Annotated in this window: 14 protein-coding genes; 8 read left to right on the plus strand and 6 right to left on the minus strand. The window is 52.1% G+C overall.

Annotated elements, in window-relative coordinates; genetic code table 11:
• Positions 1-7 precede the first annotated feature (7 nt).
• Positions 8-466, minus strand: a complete 459-nt coding sequence (gene asnC, locus OGV94_RS23480; RefSeq protein ID WP_003023780.1) for a transcriptional regulator AsnC — start codon at positions 464-466, stop codon at positions 8-10.
• Between the two features lie 151 nt (positions 467-617).
• Between asnC and asnA the strand changes: the two genes are divergently transcribed.
• On the plus strand, positions 618-1,610 hold the full coding sequence (gene asnA, locus OGV94_RS23485; RefSeq protein WP_003827009.1) for an aspartate--ammonia ligase: 993 nt from the start codon (positions 618-620) through the stop codon (positions 1,608-1,610).
• Positions 1,611-1,613: 3 nt separating this feature from the next.
• Here the strand turns inward: asnA and viaA are convergent, their stop codons facing one another.
• Entirely contained in the window at positions 1,614-3,065 is a 1,452-nt protein-coding gene (gene viaA / locus OGV94_RS23490) for an ATPase RavA stimulator ViaA (RefSeq protein WP_043018823.1), read from the minus strand.
• On the minus strand, positions 3,059-4,555 hold the full coding sequence (ravA, locus tag OGV94_RS23495; RefSeq protein ID WP_047407695.1) for an ATPase RavA: 1,497 nt from the start codon (positions 4,553-4,555) through the stop codon (positions 3,059-3,061). The genes viaA and ravA overlap by 7 nt, the downstream gene beginning before the upstream one ends.
• A 330-nt stretch (positions 4,556-4,885) precedes the next feature.
• On the opposite strand from ravA, the gene kup reads away from it, so the two are divergent.
• The 7 genes from kup to rbsR all read left to right on the plus strand — a co-directional run bounded on the left by kup (position 4,886) and on the right by rbsR (position 12,832).
• On the plus strand, positions 4,886-6,754 hold the full coding sequence (gene kup, locus OGV94_RS23500) for a low affinity potassium transporter Kup (protein ID WP_075145440.1): 1,869 nt from the start codon (positions 4,886-4,888) through the stop codon (positions 6,752-6,754).
• A gap of 192 nt (positions 6,755-6,946) precedes the next feature.
• Positions 6,947-7,366 carry a D-ribose pyranase gene (rbsD, locus tag OGV94_RS23505; protein WP_043018826.1) on the plus strand — a complete coding sequence of 140 codons (420 nt, stop codon included), beginning with the start codon at positions 6,947-6,949 and terminating at the stop codon, positions 7,364-7,366.
• A 7-nt stretch (positions 7,367-7,373) separates the two neighbouring features.
• The gene (rbsA, locus tag OGV94_RS23510) at positions 7,374-8,879 is read left to right on the plus strand and encodes a ribose ABC transporter ATP-binding protein RbsA (protein ID WP_043018827.1); all 1,506 of its coding nucleotides are present in this window, start codon (positions 7,374-7,376) and stop codon (positions 8,877-8,879) included.
• Between the two features lie 5 nt (positions 8,880-8,884).
• Complete coding sequence (gene rbsC / locus OGV94_RS23515) at positions 8,885-9,850, plus strand: ribose ABC transporter permease (protein ID WP_043018828.1); 966 nt, start codon at positions 8,885-8,887, stop codon at positions 9,848-9,850.
• A 24-nt stretch (positions 9,851-9,874) separates the two neighbouring features.
• Positions 9,875-10,765 carry a ribose ABC transporter substrate-binding protein RbsB gene (rbsB, locus tag OGV94_RS23520; protein WP_003023760.1) on the plus strand — a complete coding sequence of 297 codons (891 nt, stop codon included), beginning with the start codon at positions 9,875-9,877 and terminating at the stop codon, positions 10,763-10,765.
• A gap of 141 nt (positions 10,766-10,906) precedes the next feature.
• The gene (gene rbsK, locus OGV94_RS23525) at positions 10,907-11,836 is read left to right on the plus strand and encodes a ribokinase (RefSeq protein WP_200008059.1); all 930 of its coding nucleotides are present in this window, start codon (positions 10,907-10,909) and stop codon (positions 11,834-11,836) included.
• Positions 11,837-11,839: 3 nt separating this feature from the next.
• Complete coding sequence (rbsR, locus tag OGV94_RS23530) at positions 11,840-12,832, plus strand: ribose operon transcriptional repressor RbsR (RefSeq protein WP_087050730.1); 993 nt, start codon at positions 11,840-11,842, stop codon at positions 12,830-12,832.
• Here rbsR and mdtD read toward each other — a convergent pair.
• The 3 genes from mdtD to OGV94_RS23545 all read right to left on the minus strand — a co-directional run.
• Positions 12,798-14,225, minus strand: coding sequence for a multidrug transporter subunit MdtD (gene mdtD / locus OGV94_RS23535; protein WP_075145437.1), 1,428 nt, complete (start codon positions 14,223-14,225; stop codon positions 12,798-12,800). The genes rbsR and mdtD overlap by 35 nt on opposite strands.
• A gap of 1 nt (position 14,226) precedes the next feature.
• A complete protein-coding gene (locus tag OGV94_RS23540) occupies positions 14,227-14,931 on the minus strand; it encodes a FadR/GntR family transcriptional regulator (protein ID WP_043018832.1) in 705 nt (234 codons plus the stop codon).
• 31 nt (positions 14,932-14,962) lie between these two features.
• A partial coding sequence (locus OGV94_RS23545) for a hypothetical protein (RefSeq protein WP_286524523.1) occupies positions 14,963-15,436 on the minus strand: 474 nt, incomplete at its 5' end.

Consider the following 15,436-nt stretch of genomic DNA (forward strand, 5'->3'; position numbering starts at 1 on the left):
AAAACGATCACGGCTTGATGGTACGCATGATCGGGTTTTGCAGGACGATCAGGGTTTCCGTGGATTGAATTTCGTCAATTGTTTGGATCTTGTTGATAAGTACCTGCTGCAACGCGTCGATCGACTTGCACATCACCTTAATAAAGATGCTGTAGTGCCCGGTGGTGTAATACGCTTCGGTCACTTCATCGAGGCTTTCCAGTCTGGCCAGCGCTGACGGATAGTCTTTCGCACTTTTCAGGATGATGCCGATAAAGCAGCCGACGTCATAGCCCAACTGTTTGGGACTCACATCAATCCGCGCGCCGGTAATAATCCCGGCCTGTTTCATCTTTTCTACACGTACGTGAATTGTTCCTGGGCTGACGCCGAATTGTTTGGCTAATTCTGCGTAGGCGGTACGGGCATTTTCCATCAGGGCGTCAAGAATGCCGCGGTCCAGATTGTCGATCTGATAATTTTCCATAGGTTTTTCTTATGTAGATTAATGATTCCCTCTATTTTAGACGTTAATTTTAACGAATCAAAATCGAAGTCGGCTTTTTGTTTGTTGATTATTGAATATTACCTCCATTCTGTTGCTTAATCATAGGCAACAGGACACAGGAGTACACATAATGAAAACCGCTTACATTGCCAAACAACGTCAAATTAGCTTCGTAAAATCTCATTTTTCTCGTCAGTTGGAAGAGCGTTTAGGTCTGATCGAAGTTCAGGCGCCGATCCTCAGCCGCGTTGGAGATGGCACGCAGGATAACTTGTCGGGCTGTGAAAAAGCGGTGCAGGTGAAGGTTAAAGCATTGCCAGACGCTCAATTCGAAGTGGTTCATTCACTGGCGAAGTGGAAGCGTCAAACGTTAGGACAACACGACTTTAGCGCAGGTGAAGGGCTGTACACGCACATGAAGGCCCTGCGTCCCGATGAAGATCGCCTCTCCCCGCTGCACTCAGTGTATGTTGATCAGTGGGACTGGGAGCGCGTGATGGGCGACGGTGAGCGTCAATTCTCCACTCTGAAAAGCACGGTAGAGGCTATCTGGGCGGGTATTAAGGCTACTGAGGCTGCGGTTAGCAAAGAGTTTGGTCTGGCACCGTTCCTGCCAGAGCAGATCCACTTTGTTCATAGCCAGGAGTTGTTATCTCGTTATCCGGATCTTGATGCAAAAGGTCGTGAACGTGCGATCGCTAAAGAGCTGGGCGCGGTATTTCTGGTGGGGATCGGCGGCAAGCTCAGTGACGGTCACCGTCACGATGTACGTGCGCCGGATTATGATGACTGGAGTTCAGCGTCCGAGCTGGGTCACGCCGGTCTGAACGGGGATATTCTGGTCTGGAACCCGGTGCTGGAAGATGCGTTTGAGCTGTCTTCTATGGGGATCCGTGTCGATGCTGACGCCCTGAAACACCAGCTGTCTCTGACCGGTGATGAAGATCGCCTGAGTCTGGAATGGCACCAGGCGCTGCTGCGCGGTGAAATGCCGCAGACAATTGGTGGCGGCATTGGGCAGTCGCGTCTGACCATGCTGTTGCTGCAATTACCGCACATTGGTCAGGTTCAGTGTGGCGTATGGCCGGCACAGGTACGTGAAAGCGTCGCCTCTCTGCTGTAATAATTAACGCCGCCAGCGTCTGAGCAGGCGGCTTCGCATCCCGGTATCAAAGCGCCAGATATGATCGAAAATGCGCATGATGCCGGGTTTGCCATGTGCAGACATCGCCACCGCGTGAAAACGGTGCTGGTGTACCCGCTGTAATTCCCCCACTTTGCTGACGACCTCATCGGGTAATCGCTGAGCGATAAAATCAGAGATAACCACAGCATCGGCATCAAACCATTCCCGACCCTGCATGCGCTCAATAATGGCGCGAAAACAGCTGGCAATATCGGTACCGCCACGAAAGCGCTGACTTAAAAAACGAATCGCCTGTTCGATACCCTCTGGACCAGACAGCTCATAGCGCACCACTTCTGTTGAAAACAGCATAATGAAACAGCGCCGGTTATCGGCCAGGGCGACGCGCATTAGCGCCAGGCAAAAGGCTTTCGCACACTGTTCATTAAACCCGCCCATTGATCCCGACGTATCTACGCAAACAATAAAAGGCCCGCGCGGCTGCTCGTCAAAATCCTGATGCACCACCGGACGTTCCGTTACTTTCTCGCGCCATGCTTCGCCGTGCAGACGGTAGGTCAGCAGTTGCTTTTCCACCAGCCGGCGGTAGAACTCGTATTCCAGTTCGGTAATGCCCAGCGTGGCCAGCTCTGGCGGCAACAGGCGCAGGATATCGTCACTTTGTTGGATGCCATCCACCTGCTCCGGTACGGTTGCCGGTTCGCGTACCAGGGTACGGAAGGTTTCCATTGGCGCATCTTTACGCGGCACGGATTTCGCTTCTCTGGAACGGCCTAACTGCTCAGCCAGACGCTGGAGTTCGGGCTGTTGCGTCAGGAATTCGCCATATTTAACCAGCAACTGATAATCACCGCGCTTGATTTGACCCGCGCTCATATCCCATAACCGGCCTGCGGCGTTGTCATTTTCTGCCAGTACGGGTTCCAGTTGCCCGCTAAGGGTCATCCGTTCCTGTACTTCACTGAGCAAATGTTCGCGTTCTTCTTCCAGCAGTTGCTGATTCAGGGTTGTGGTTTGCACCACCAGACTCAGGCGCCAGCGCTGAAGAAAAAGCGTATGGAGGGCAGGCGTAAACGCGCTGTTGTCATTGACCAACTGTTGCGCTTGTCCGGCCCACGGCGAATGGAGGCGGTGCAATAGCGACAATATTTGCGGTAGCTGGACGATAAACTGCGCATGAGAGAGGAGCTGGCTTTGCTGATAACAAATGACCTCTTCCGCCAACTCCGGCGGCACATGGGTATCTTTAAGGCGGCTACGCAAAGATTCACGCCAGCGCGGTATATCTTCAGCGATCGCTTTTTTGAGGCGGGGGAATTTTTTAAAAAAGACCACCATCTTTGGAGAAGCCAGCAGGGCGACGATCATCTCTTCGATCATCGCCTCTTCACTGACTGCCAGCATGATGTTGAGTGTATCAAGGGTCAGCATTGTTGCGCCTGGCGGATTTGCGCCCCGACATCCTGCAGGCTGGCCTCAATGCGGCCTAACCAGTCGCTATGAATAAACAGACATTTTTGCTGCTCGCTAAATGCGCTGTGCTGCTGGTGCCACTCGTTATCAAGTGCTTCGAGCTCTTGTTTTATCTCTGCAGGCATACTCTCTTGTGAAGAACCGGGCAATGCCAGTCGAGAGCCTTGTAAACTGACATCACGCACGACCAGGTGCTGCGCGCTATCCACTTCCATGTTCAGCGTCTGGGCAAAACCGATCCCGTTTAATTTTCCGCGGATCTCACCACCTTTGGTGAGCCACAACTCCAGTGCGCCGCGTTCGAAAGCAATATGGATAACTTCCATGTCATGCAGCTTTAAGGGCTTTTGCAGGAGTAATGTTACGACAGAAGACGTAGCTTCCGGCGGTAAATCATAATGAGGGCGACGGCTGAACATGCCGCCCTGGCGGATCACCGTGAACGCCGTTTTGTCGCTTTGCTGCTGCTGGAGTTGAATGCGGCGCTGCACAATACCGCCCAGTCGCGTCAGCATGGCTTGCTGCTGCCATGCGTGTCCGGTCATCAATATTTCCAGCTGTTGTTGCATCAGATTCAGGCTTTGCGCGTCGTACCACAGGCAATCTTTCAGCAGGATCAGGTCGATAGGTACTACGGCATCACGTCCGCTAAAGAAAGCGCTGGCCTGGAGTAAGCGAATGGCTTTTTTCCAGCGCCGATCGGACACATAAGGGGCATTCGGTAGCGTGTCCAGTTGCTGACGCAACGTGAAAATAAGCTCAAACACGCGATCGGGAAGCTTGATGGCGCCAATGTCCTTTTGCCACTGGTTATACTCTTCATCCGTCACCTGTAACGACGCAGGGACCGGATTGTCGCTTTCATCTTGCTGACTTAACAGCATCGAGCGGAAGTTGGCTTTGTCCTGAACTTTATCCAGCCACAGGCGAATCAGCATACGGTCGTACAGTGCTTCCAGGCTGCTGTCTGCTTCTGGCAGTTCATTGGAGGCTGCCACCAGCAAGCGCATCGGGATTTTCTCTTCATGCGCGCCGTTACGAAAGTGGCGTTCGTTGATGGCGGTTAGCAGGGTGTTAAGAATCGCCGGGCCCGCCTTCCAGATTTCGTCGAGAAAGACGATTTCAGCTTCAGGAAGATAGCCTGCGGTTAAGCGTTCATAGCGACCTTCATCTTTAAGGGCTTGAATCGACAGCGGGCCGAAAACCTCTTCCGGTGTAGAGAAACGCGTCATCAGGTATTCGAAGGCGCGAGCATTTTGAAAAGCAAATTTCAGTCGGCGGGCAATTAAGCTTTTCGCAATCCCGGGAGGACCTAATAAGAAAACGCTCTCGCCGCTGAGTGCAGCCAGCAGACACAGGCGAATAGCGTGGCTACGTTCATAAAGTCCCTTTTCCAGCGCATTGCTCAGACGGGAAATTCTTTCCGCTAATAAATGTGGGTGAGCCATAATGAAGTGGCGTCCTTTCGCCAAATGTACTGCATAAACTGCGAGTATAGATGCTTCACACCAGTGCAGTAATAGACTGAAGGTGCGCTTATTTTTCTTTGAGCCAGATTAATCTGGTCTCATTTAGGGGTACGATTTTGCGATTAATCGTGCATACTGTGCGCCTTTTTGTGGGCCAAGGGACGACGCACACATTTCTTATATATACACCAAATCAATCAAGCTGCACCAAGGCGGCAATGGAGTTTTCTCCGGGGATGGGGGGAATAACGAATGCAGCCCACGCGGAGGCGGCTTGAAAGATGATGTGTATAAACGAAAGACGAGTCTATGAGCACTGATAATAAACAATCATTGTCTGCGATTACCCTTGCGGCCATTGGGGTTGTCTACGGTGATATTGGTACCAGCCCACTTTATACGCTTCGTGAATGTTTGTCCGGCCAGTTTGGTTTTGGCGTTGAACGTGATGCCGTATTTGGCTTTCTCTCGCTGATTTTCTGGCTGCTTATCTTTGTTGTTTCCATTAAATACCTGACGTTTGTCATGCGCGCGGATAACGCCGGAGAAGGCGGGATCCTGACGCTGATGTCATTGGCCGGGCGCAATACCTCGGCGCGAACCACCTCCATGCTGGTGATTATGGGGTTGATTGGCGGCAGCTTCTTCTATGGAGAAGTGGTGATAACACCTGCCATCTCGGTGATGTCGGCGATTGAAGGTCTGGAGATAGTTGCCCCGCAACTGGACACCTGGATTGTTCCGCTCTCGATAATCGTGCTGACCCTGCTGTTTTTGATTCAAAAACACGGTACCGGCATGGTCGGTAAGCTGTTTGCGCCGATTATGCTGCTGTGGTTCCTGACGCTCGCGGTATTAGGCGTGCGCAGTATTATAGGCAATCCGGAAGTGCTGCAGGCGCTCAATCCGTATTGGGCGGTGCATTTCTTCCTCGAATTCAAAACGTTGTCCTTTATAGCGCTGGGTGCGGTGGTGCTGTCGATCACCGGTGTTGAAGCGCTGTATGCCGATATGGGCCACTTCGGTAAGTTGCCGATTCGCCTGGCATGGTTCTCTGTGGTATTACCTTCGCTGGTGCTGAACTATTTTGGTCAGGGGGCGTTGCTGTTAAAGCATCCTGAAGCGATCAAAAACCCGTTCTTCCTGCTGGCGCCGGACTGGGCGTTGATACCGCTTCTGATCCTCGCCGCGCTGGCAACGGTCATCGCTTCACAGGCAGTTATCTCTGGCGTCTTCTCGCTGACGCGTCAGGCCGTGCGTCTGGGGTATTTGTCACCGATGCGTATCATTCATACTTCGGAAATGGAATCTGGCCAGATCTACATTCCTTTCGTTAACTGGATGCTCTATTTTGCGGTGGTTATCGTGATTGTGAGCTTTGAGCACTCCAGTAATCTGGCCGCTGCGTACGGAATTGCGGTGACGGGAACGATGGTGCTGACCTCAATTTTGTCGACCACCGTGGCGCGCAAAAACTGGCACTGGAATAAATACTTTGTCTTCCTGATCCTGGTGGCGTTCTTGTGCGTCGATATTCCGCTGTTCTCCGCGAACCTCGATAAACTGATTTCCGGCGGTTGGCTGCCTCTGACGCTGGGGCTGGTGATGTTCACCATCATGACCACCTGGAAAAGCGAGCGTTTCCGTCTGCTGCGTCGCATGCATGAGCACGGCAATTCTCTGGAGGCGATGATTGCCTCTCTGGAGAAATCTCCACCGGTACGCGTGCCGGGAACGGCGGTGTATATGTCTCGTGCATTGAACGTCATCCCGTTTGCGCTTCTGCATAACCTCAAACATAACAAGGTGCTGCATGAGCGCGTTATTCTGCTGACGCTGCGCACGGAAGATGCGCCCTATGTTCACAACGTGCGTAGGGTGCAGATTGAGCAATTATCGCCCACCTTCTGGCGCGTGGTGGCCAGCTACGGTTGGCGCGAAACGCCGAACGTTGAGGAAGTGTTCCATCGCTGCGGTCTGGAAGGTTTAAGCTGTAGAATGATGGAAACCTCTTTCTTCATGTCGCACGAGTCGTTGATTGTTGGCAAGCGGCCATGGTATTTGCGTCTGCGCGGCAAGCTGTATCTGCTGCTACAGCGCAACGCGCTGCGCGCGCCGGACCAGTTTGAAATCCCACCGAACCGGGTTATTGAGCTCGGTACTCAGGTCGAGATTTAATCTCATCGACGCCCTCTTTCATCGCGAAAGGGGGCGTTTTGTTTTGTCCCTCTCAGTTTTCATTTCATCGAATGATAATCCTTGCGAAACGTTTCGATGACGATCACATTTTCGTAACGTCACGGTGGTTTTCTGTCCACTCTTCACACTACACTTATCTTCAGCGAAACGTTTCGCTAGTGGGGAAAGAAAATGAAGAAAGGCACGGTACTCAACTCTGAAATTTCAACGGTGATCTCCCGTCTGGGGCATACCGATACGCTGGTGGTGTGTGATGCAGGTTTACCCATCCCTAACAGCACAACGCGTATTGATATGGCATTAACCCAGGGCGTACCTTCTTTTATGCAGGTACTGGATGTGGTTACACGTGAAATGCAGGTCGAGGCGGCCATTCTCGCGTCGGAAATTAAACAACATAATCCGCAACTCCACGAAACGTTGCTTAAGTTCATTGAGCAACTGCAACAACACCAGGGAAACACCATTGAAATTCGTTACACCACGCATGAACAATTCAAAAAACAAACCGCAGACAGTCAGGCGGTAATTCGCAGCGGAGAGTGTTCTCCGTATGCGAATATCATTCTCTGTGCTGGCGTCACGTTCTGAGGCCATCATGAACGCATTACTGCAACTCAAAGGGATCGATAAAGCGTTCCCGGGCGTAAAAGCGCTATCCGGCGCTGCGCTGAATGTCTATCCAGGCCGCGTAATGGCACTGGTGGGCGAAAACGGCGCGGGCAAATCCACCATGATGAAAGTGCTGACCGGGATCTACACCCGTGATGCCGGCTCTTTATTATGGCTGGGGAAAGAGACCACCTTTAACGGCCCGAAATCCTCCCAGGAAGCCGGAATCGGTATCATCCACCAGGAGCTGAACCTGATCCCGCAACTCACTATCGCCGAGAACATTTTTCTTGGCCGCGAGTTTGTGAATCGCTTTGGCAAAATTGACTGGAAAAAGATGTACGCCGAAGCCGATTTGCTGCTCGCCAAACTCAATCTGCGCTTCAAAAGCGACAGGCTGGTCGGTGAGCTGTCGATTGGCGATCAGCAGATGGTCGAAATTGCCAAAGTGCTGAGCTTTGAATCGAAGGTCATCATTATGGATGAACCGACGGATGCGCTCACCGATACTGAAACTGAATCTCTGTTCCGCGTCATTCGCGAACTGAAATCCCAGGGACGCGGCATTGTCTATATTTCTCACCGCATGAAAGAGATCTTCGAGATTTGCGATGACGTGACCGTTTTTCGCGACGGGCAGTTTATTGCCGAGCGTGAAGTCGCCTCGCTTACCGAAGACTCGCTGATTGAAATGATGGTGGGACGTAAGCTGGAAGATCAGTACCCGCGCCTGGAAAAAGCGCCGGGTGATATTCGCCTGAAGGTCGATAATCTGTGTGGCCCTGGCGTAAATGATGTTTCGTTCACGCTGCGTAAAGGCGAGATCCTTGGCGTATCAGGGCTGATGGGAGCCGGACGTACCGAGCTGATGAAAGTGTTGTACGGCGCATTGCCACGCACCAGCGGCTACGTCACGCTTGATGGCCATGAGGTTGTTACCCGTTCGCCGCAGGATGGGTTGGCTAACGGCATCGTCTATATTTCTGAAGACCGTAAACGCGATGGTTTAGTGCTGGGCATGTCGGTGAAAGAGAACATGTCATTGACCGCGCTGCGCTATTTCAGCCGCACCGGTGGAAGCCTGAAGCATAAAGATGAGCAGCAGGCGGTAGGTGATTTTATTCGTCTGTTCAATGTTAAAACGCCGTCGATGGAACAGGCTATCGGCCTGCTCTCCGGCGGTAACCAACAGAAAGTGGCCATTGCGCGCGGTCTCATGACTCGACCCAAAGTCCTGATCCTTGATGAACCAACGCGCGGCGTTGACGTTGGGGCCAAGAAAGAAATCTATCAGCTTATCAACCAGTTTAAGGCTGATGGGCTGAGCATCATTCTGGTCTCCTCTGAGATGCCAGAAGTATTGGGCATGAGCGATCGAATTATCGTTATGCATGAAGGGCATCTCGGCGGTGAGTTCACTCGCGAGCAGGCCACTCAGGAAGTATTAATGGCTGCCGCTGTGGGCAAGCTTAATCGCGTGAATCAGGAGTAAAAAAGATGACTACCCAGGCTGTTTCTGGTCGCCGTTATTTCACTAAAGCATGGCTTCTGGAGCAAAAGTCGCTCATCGCTCTGCTAGTGCTGATCGCGATTGTTTCTACCATGAGCCCTAACTTTTTTACCGTTAATAACCTGTTCAACATTCTCCAGCAAACGTCGGTGAACGCCATCATGGCCGTCGGCATGACGCTGGTTATCCTGACGTCGGGTATCGATCTGTCAGTCGGTTCCTTGCTGGCGCTTACCGGCGCGGTTGCAGCTTCGATTGTAGGGATTGAAGTCAATGCGCTGGTGGCTGTTGCTGCGGCCCTGGCGCTCGGCGCTGCCATTGGCGCAGTCACCGGGGTGATTGTTGCAAAAGGCCGCGTGCAGGCGTTTATCGCAACTCTGGTGATGATGCTGCTGCTGCGCGGTGTAACCATGGTCTACACCAACGGCAGTCCGGTAAATACCGGGTTTACTGATAATGCCGATCTGTTTGGCTGGTTTGGTATTGGTCGTCCGTTAGGCGTCCCGACGCCTGTGTGGATCATGGGGGTTGTCTTCCTCGCGGCGTGGTACATGCTGCACCACACTCGTCTGGGCCGTTATATCTATGCGCTGGGCGGTAACGAAGCGGCAACGCGTCTGTCCGGTATCAGCGTCAGTAAAATCAAAATTATCGTTTACTCACTGTGCGGTCTGCTGGCATCGCTGGCGGGTATCATTGAAGTGGCTCGCCTCTCCTCAGCGCAGCCGACGGCAGGTACTGGCTATGAGCTGGATGCTATCGCCGCGGTGGTGTTAGGCGGTACCAGCCTGGCGGGCGGTAAAGGACGTATTGTTGGGACGCTGATCGGCGCATTGATTCTTGGTTTCCTCAATAATGGTTTGAATTTGTTAGGTGTATCCTCCTATTACCAGATGATCGTCAAAGCGGTGGTGATTTTGCTGGCGGTACTGGTAGACAACAAAAAGCAGTAACAACGATTACAGGACATCTTAAATATGAACATGAAAAAACTGGCTACCCTGGTTTCTGCTGTTGCGCTGAGCGCCACCGTGAGCGCGAATGCGATGGCGAAAGATACCATTGCGCTGGTGGTCTCCACCCTCAATAACCCGTTCTTTGTTTCTCTGAAGGATGGGGCGCAAAAAGAGGCGGATAAGCTGGGCTACAACCTGGTGATTCTGGACTCACAGAACAACCCGGCGAAAGAGCTGGCTAACGTTCAGGATTTAACGGTTCGTGGAACTAAAATTCTGCTGATCAACCCGACCGACTCTGATGCTGTTGGTAACGCTGTGAAAATGGCTAACCAGGCTAAAATTCCGGTTATTACCCTTGACCGCGTTGCGTCCAAAGGCGAAGTGGTAAGCCACATTGCGTCTGATAACGTGCTGGGCGGCAAAATCGCGGGTGATTACATCGCGAAGAAAGCAGGTGAAGGCGCTAAAGTTATCGAACTGCAGGGTATTGCCGGTACTTCAGCGGCGCGTGAGCGTGGCGAAGGTTTCCAGCAGGCCGTTGCGGCACACAAATTTAACGTACTGGCCAGCCAGCCGGCAGACTTCGACCGCACCAAAGGTCTGAACGTCATGCAGAACCTGCTGACCGCGCATCCTGACGTGCAGGCCGTATTTGCCCAGAACGATGAAATGGCGCTTGGCGCGCTGCGCGCACTGCAAACTGCGGGTAAATCTGATGTGATGGTGGTTGGATTTGACGGCACTCCAGATGGCGAAAAAGCAGTAAATGATGGCAAACTGGCTGCGACCATTGCTCAGTTGCCGGATCAGATCGGCGCCAAAGGCGTTGAGACTGCGGATAAGGTCCTGAAAGGCGAGAAGGTTCAGGCTAAATATCCGGTTGACCTGAAGCTGGTCATCAAGCAGTAATACCGATTCAGGTCGCTCGCGGCCTGATGGAGACATAAATACGCCATCCCCGTATCTGGTTTTGGGGATGAAAGCGTAAAAAGAAAAGCAGGGCACGCGCCACCCTAACCCGGTGGCGCACTTTGACTTGGAACACCAAATATGAAAACCGCAGGCAACCTCGTTGTTCTTGGCAGTATCAATGCCGATCACATCCTTAATCTTAATTCTTTCCCGACACCTGGTGAAACCGTAACCGGTAGCCATTATCAGGTCGCATTTGGCGGTAAAGGCGCGAATCAGGCTGTTGCTGCGGGTCGTAGTGGCGCGAATATCGCATTTATTGCCTGTACAGGCGATGATGATATTGGCGAAAGTGTTCGTAAACAGTTAGTCAAAGATAATATCGATATTGCGCCGATTAGCGTAATTTCGGGGGAATCGACCGGTGTGGCGTTGATCTTTGTGAATGGTGAAGGCGAGAACGTCATCGGTATTCATGCTGGTGCGAACGCAGCGCTTTCGCCAGCTCTGGTGGAAGCACAGCATGAGCGTATTGCGCAGGCGTCAGCCTTACTGATGCAGTTAGAGTCGCCGATCGAAAGCGTACTGGCTGCGGCAAAGATTGCACATCAAAATAAGACCACGGTTGCCCTGAATCCGGCTCCGGCACGTGAACTTTCTGACGAACTGCTGGCGCTGGTGGATATTATTACCCCGAATGAAACCGAGGCTGAAAAGCTGACGGGGATCCGGGTCGAAAACGATGAAGACGCGGCCAAAGCGGCGCAGGCATTGCACGCGAAGGGGATCGATACGGTACTGATTACCTTAGGCAGTCGCGGAGTATGGGCCAGCGTAAAGGGTGAAGGTCAGCGTGTGCCAGGGTTTAAAGTTGACGCTGTTGATACCATTGCCGCTGGGGATACCTTTAACGGCGCGTTAATTACAGCGTTACTGGAAGAGACTCCGCTGCCTGAAGCTATCCGTTTTGCACATGCCGCTGCGGCGATTGCGGTCACCCGTAAAGGCGCGCAGCCTTCTGTTCCATGGCGCGAAGAAATAGAAGCGTTTTTAAGTCAGCAGAGGTAACGCTTGGCTACAATGAAGGATGTCGCCCGCCTGGCGGGTGTTTCCACGTCGACGGTTTCTCACGTCATTAATAAAGATCGCTTTGTCAGTGAGTCTGTCACAGACAAAGTGCAAGCGGCGATTAAAGAGCTTAACTATGCGCCCTCCGCGCTGGCGCGTAGTCTCAAGTTAAACCAGACCCGCACTATTGGCATGTTAATTACTGCCAGTACCAATCCCTTCTATTCTGAGCTGGTGCGCGGCGTTGAACGTAGCTGTTTTGAGCGCGGTTACAGCCTGGTGCTGTGCAATACCGAAGGCGATGAACAGCGCATGAACCGTAATCTGGAAACGCTGATGCAAAAACGCGTGGACGGTTTGCTGCTGCTCTGTACGGAAACACATCAGCCTTCCAGAGAGATAATGCAGCGTTATCCTTCTATACCAACCGTGATGATGGACTGGTCGCCTTTTGATGGTGAAAGCGATCTGATTCAGGATAACTCCCTGCTGGGCGGGGATTTAGCCACGCAACATCTTATCGAAAAAGGCTTTACGCGCATTGCCTGCATTACCGGGCCGCTGGATAAAACTCCGGCGCGTTTACGTCTGGAAGGATATCGGGCGGCCATGAAGCGGGCGGGCTTGCCTGTCCCGGAAGGCTACGAGATTACCGGTGACTTTGAGTTCGGCGGAGGCTTTGAAGCTATGCAAACGTTGCTATCGCATAAACAGCGACCGCAGGCCGTTTTTACCGGCAATGATGCAATGGCGGTCGGCGCGTATCAGGCTCTGTACCAGTCGGGATTGCGTATTCCGCAGGATATGGCGGTGGTGGGTTATGACGATATCGAGCTGGCGCGCTATATGACGCCACCCCTGACGACCATTCACCAACCAAAAGATGAACTGGGCGAACTGGCCATCGATGTGTTAATTCATCGGATGGCGCAGCCCGCATTGCAGCAGCAGCGCCTGCAACTTACTCCTGTTTTGATGGAGCGGGGGTCGGTTTAGGCTTATGTCGCTCTTTAATCAGGTTGCGTCCATCTTTGGCTTTTAGCAGCATGAACATCAGCGCAGACACTACCGTGATAGCGCCCATCGTTATAAAGGTGTAGTGGAACTGCTCGACCGTATTGGTTCCTTCCATACCTTCATAGATTCGCAGAACGGCGGCGCTGATGGCGACCCCTAAACTGATTGATAACTGCTGAGTGACAGCCAGCACGCTGTTGCCGCTACTGGCGTTTTCATCGGTCAGATCTGCTAAAGTGATAGTATTCATTGAGGTAAACTGGGTGGACATCGCCATACCTAAAATGAACAACGGTAGGATCAGCATCCAGACCGGCATGGCGGGAGATTGCAGCGCGAACTGCGCAATCATCAGGCCGATAAACACCGTAACGCCGACCAGTGTGGTCCTGTAGCCGAGCCGGCGCAGTACCTGCGTCACCATTGATTTCGCCAGTATTGATCCCAGTGCCGTTGGCGCCATCATGCAACCGGCTATCAGCGCCGGGTAACCAAAGCCTACCTGCAACATCAGCGGCATTAAGAAAGGCACGCACCCTGTACCCAGACGAGTGGCGAGGTTTCCGGCGATCCCGACAGAAAAGGTTCGGGTTTTAAATATAGGAAGCGATATCAGCGGCGTTGGGTGACGACGCGCATGGCGAATGTAGGCAAGCAGTAACAAAACGCTGGTAAGAATAATGCTAAGCGCTATCCAGGTTGCGACAAGCTTCTCACCGAAAAGCTCTACCCCGCTGGAAAACAACACCAGGCTCAAACCAAACAGAAAGAAACCGGTCATATCAAAACTGCGGCGCGGCGTGGTGAAGTTCGGCATATATTTGCGTGCATAGAAGATACCTGCCACGCCAATTGGAATATTAATCAGGAATATCCAGTGCCAGCTAGCCCATGTGACCAGTACACCGCCCAATACCGGACCTAAAATCGGCCCTACAAGTCCTGGCATGGTTACGAAGTTAAGCACGGGAAGCAGTTCGCTGCGGGGGTAAGCTCGCAATAATGCCAGACGGGCAACGGGCATCATCATGGCGCCGCCGATGCCCTGAATGATGCGGAAAATCACCAGTTCGCTTAGGGAGCTGGACAGCGCACAGGCCAGCGATCCCAATGTAAACAGGCTAACGGCAATCATAAAGACGCGCCGGGTGCCGAACCTGTCTGCCAGCCATCCACTCACCGGGATAAGCATGGCGACCGTCAGGGTGTAGCTGATAATGGCCGACTGCATGGCGAGCGGAGAGCGGTTAAGACTATGTGCTATTGCGGGTAAGGCGGTATTGAGGATTGTGGCGTCTAGTGCCTGCATAAAAAAGGCCATGGCTGCTATCCACGGCAGCCCGGCCATACTGCGTGATTTCTTTTCTGACATATTATTTATCCGGTAGCACGTTTGGTGCTATCAGCAATGCCTGACAGGCAGTGAAGGCGCGATCGCCATCGCTATCATCAATTGCATCAACAATGGCCTGGTGCAGATCCAGTTTAACCACGTCGTTATAGGTAATAGAAGTAAAGTAGGTCTGGTAAACGGAATGAAACAGTGATGCAAAGGATATAAGGAACGGATTCGCACTCATTTCATAGATGTGTTCATGCCATGCAATATCAACTTCAATCCAGCGCTCGCGTCTGAAGTTTCTTTTCAGCTCGACCATCTCTTCCATCAGCGTGTTGAGATGCGCTTTCTGTTCTGCCGTGCCTATGGTCGCCGCCAGTGAACACGCCTGAGGCTCCAGGCTGATACGCATCACCAGAAAATGTTTAATGACCTGTGGGAAATTATCTTCCGTCATCCACCAGGTGAGCAGTTCCTGGTCGAGGAAGTTCCAGTTTGCTTGCGGCATGACGCGTGTACCAATACGCGGGCGCGGTAATACCATTCCTTTTGCCGTTAACGTTTTTACCGCTTCTCTTACCGCAGTGCGACTCACGCCAAACTGATCGCCCAGCTCTATTTCGCCAGGCAATATCGCGCCTGGTGCGTATTCACCTTTTAATATTCGCTGAGCCAGCTTTTCGGCCAGAACGTAGGACAGGTTTTTCTGTGCGGCTAGCTGTTGGGCATTTAACGGCATGAATGTTCTTCCTTACTTATTTTCTTATTCATTAGTATGCCACCAGGAAATGTGATTGCGGCTGCAAAAACGGCAATTTGCTTATTTTATGGCATGTTAATGATGGTTTTGATGAAAAAACACGCACTCGGAAAGTTATTTTAAATTTCCCCTTGTCAGCCTGAAATAACTCCCTATAATGCGCCTCCACTGACACGGAACAACGGATTACAAGCCGCCGGGTCAGCGGGGTTCCACTGAGAACTCCGGCGAAGAAAGCGAAATTAAATGCTTGACTTCGTAGCGGGATGGCGTAATATGCACACCCCGCGCCGCTGAGAAAAAGCGAAGCGGCACTGCTCTTTAACAATTTATCAGACAATCTGTGTGGGCACTCGAAGATACGGATTCTTAACGTCGCAAGACGAAAAATGAATACCAAGTCTCTGAGTGAACATACGTAATTCATTACGAAGTTTAATTCACGAGCATCAAACTTAAATTGAAGAGTTTGATCATGGCTCAG

The organism is Citrobacter sp. Ce006 (genome assembly GCF_030336535.1).
GTDB classification, from domain to species: domain Bacteria; phylum Pseudomonadota; class Gammaproteobacteria; order Enterobacterales; family Enterobacteriaceae; genus Citrobacter; species Citrobacter europaeus.

Excerpts from the sequence above, each read along its gene's own strand:
- asnC (WP_003023780.1), bottom strand. The coding sequence starts at position 466 with ATGGAAAATTATCAGATCGACAATCTGGACCGCGGCATTCTTGACGCC.
- asnA (WP_003827009.1), top strand. The coding sequence starts at position 618 with ATGAAAACCGCTTACATTGCCAAACAACGTCAAATTAGCTTCGTAAAA.
- viaA (WP_043018823.1), bottom strand. The coding sequence starts at position 3,065 with ATGCTGACCCTTGATACACTCAACATCATGCTGGCAGTCAGTGAAGAG.
- ravA (WP_047407695.1), bottom strand. The coding sequence starts at position 4,555 with ATGGCTCACCCACATTTATTAGCGGAAAGAATTTCCCGTCTGAGCAAT.
- kup (WP_075145440.1), top strand. The coding sequence starts at position 4,886 with ATGAGCACTGATAATAAACAATCATTGTCTGCGATTACCCTTGCGGCC.
- rbsD (WP_043018826.1), top strand. The coding sequence starts at position 6,947 with ATGAAGAAAGGCACGGTACTCAACTCTGAAATTTCAACGGTGATCTCC.
- rbsA (WP_043018827.1), top strand. The coding sequence starts at position 7,374 with ATGAACGCATTACTGCAACTCAAAGGGATCGATAAAGCGTTCCCGGGC.
- rbsC (WP_043018828.1), top strand. The coding sequence starts at position 8,885 with ATGACTACCCAGGCTGTTTCTGGTCGCCGTTATTTCACTAAAGCATGG.
- rbsB (WP_003023760.1), top strand. The coding sequence starts at position 9,875 with ATGAACATGAAAAAACTGGCTACCCTGGTTTCTGCTGTTGCGCTGAGC.
- rbsK (WP_200008059.1), top strand. The coding sequence starts at position 10,907 with ATGAAAACCGCAGGCAACCTCGTTGTTCTTGGCAGTATCAATGCCGAT.
- mdtD (WP_075145437.1), bottom strand. The coding sequence starts at position 14,225 with ATGTCAGAAAAGAAATCACGCAGTATGGCCGGGCTGCCGTGGATAGCA.
- OGV94_RS23540 (WP_043018832.1), bottom strand. The coding sequence starts at position 14,931 with ATGCCGTTAAATGCCCAACAGCTAGCCGCACAGAAAAACCTGTCCTAC.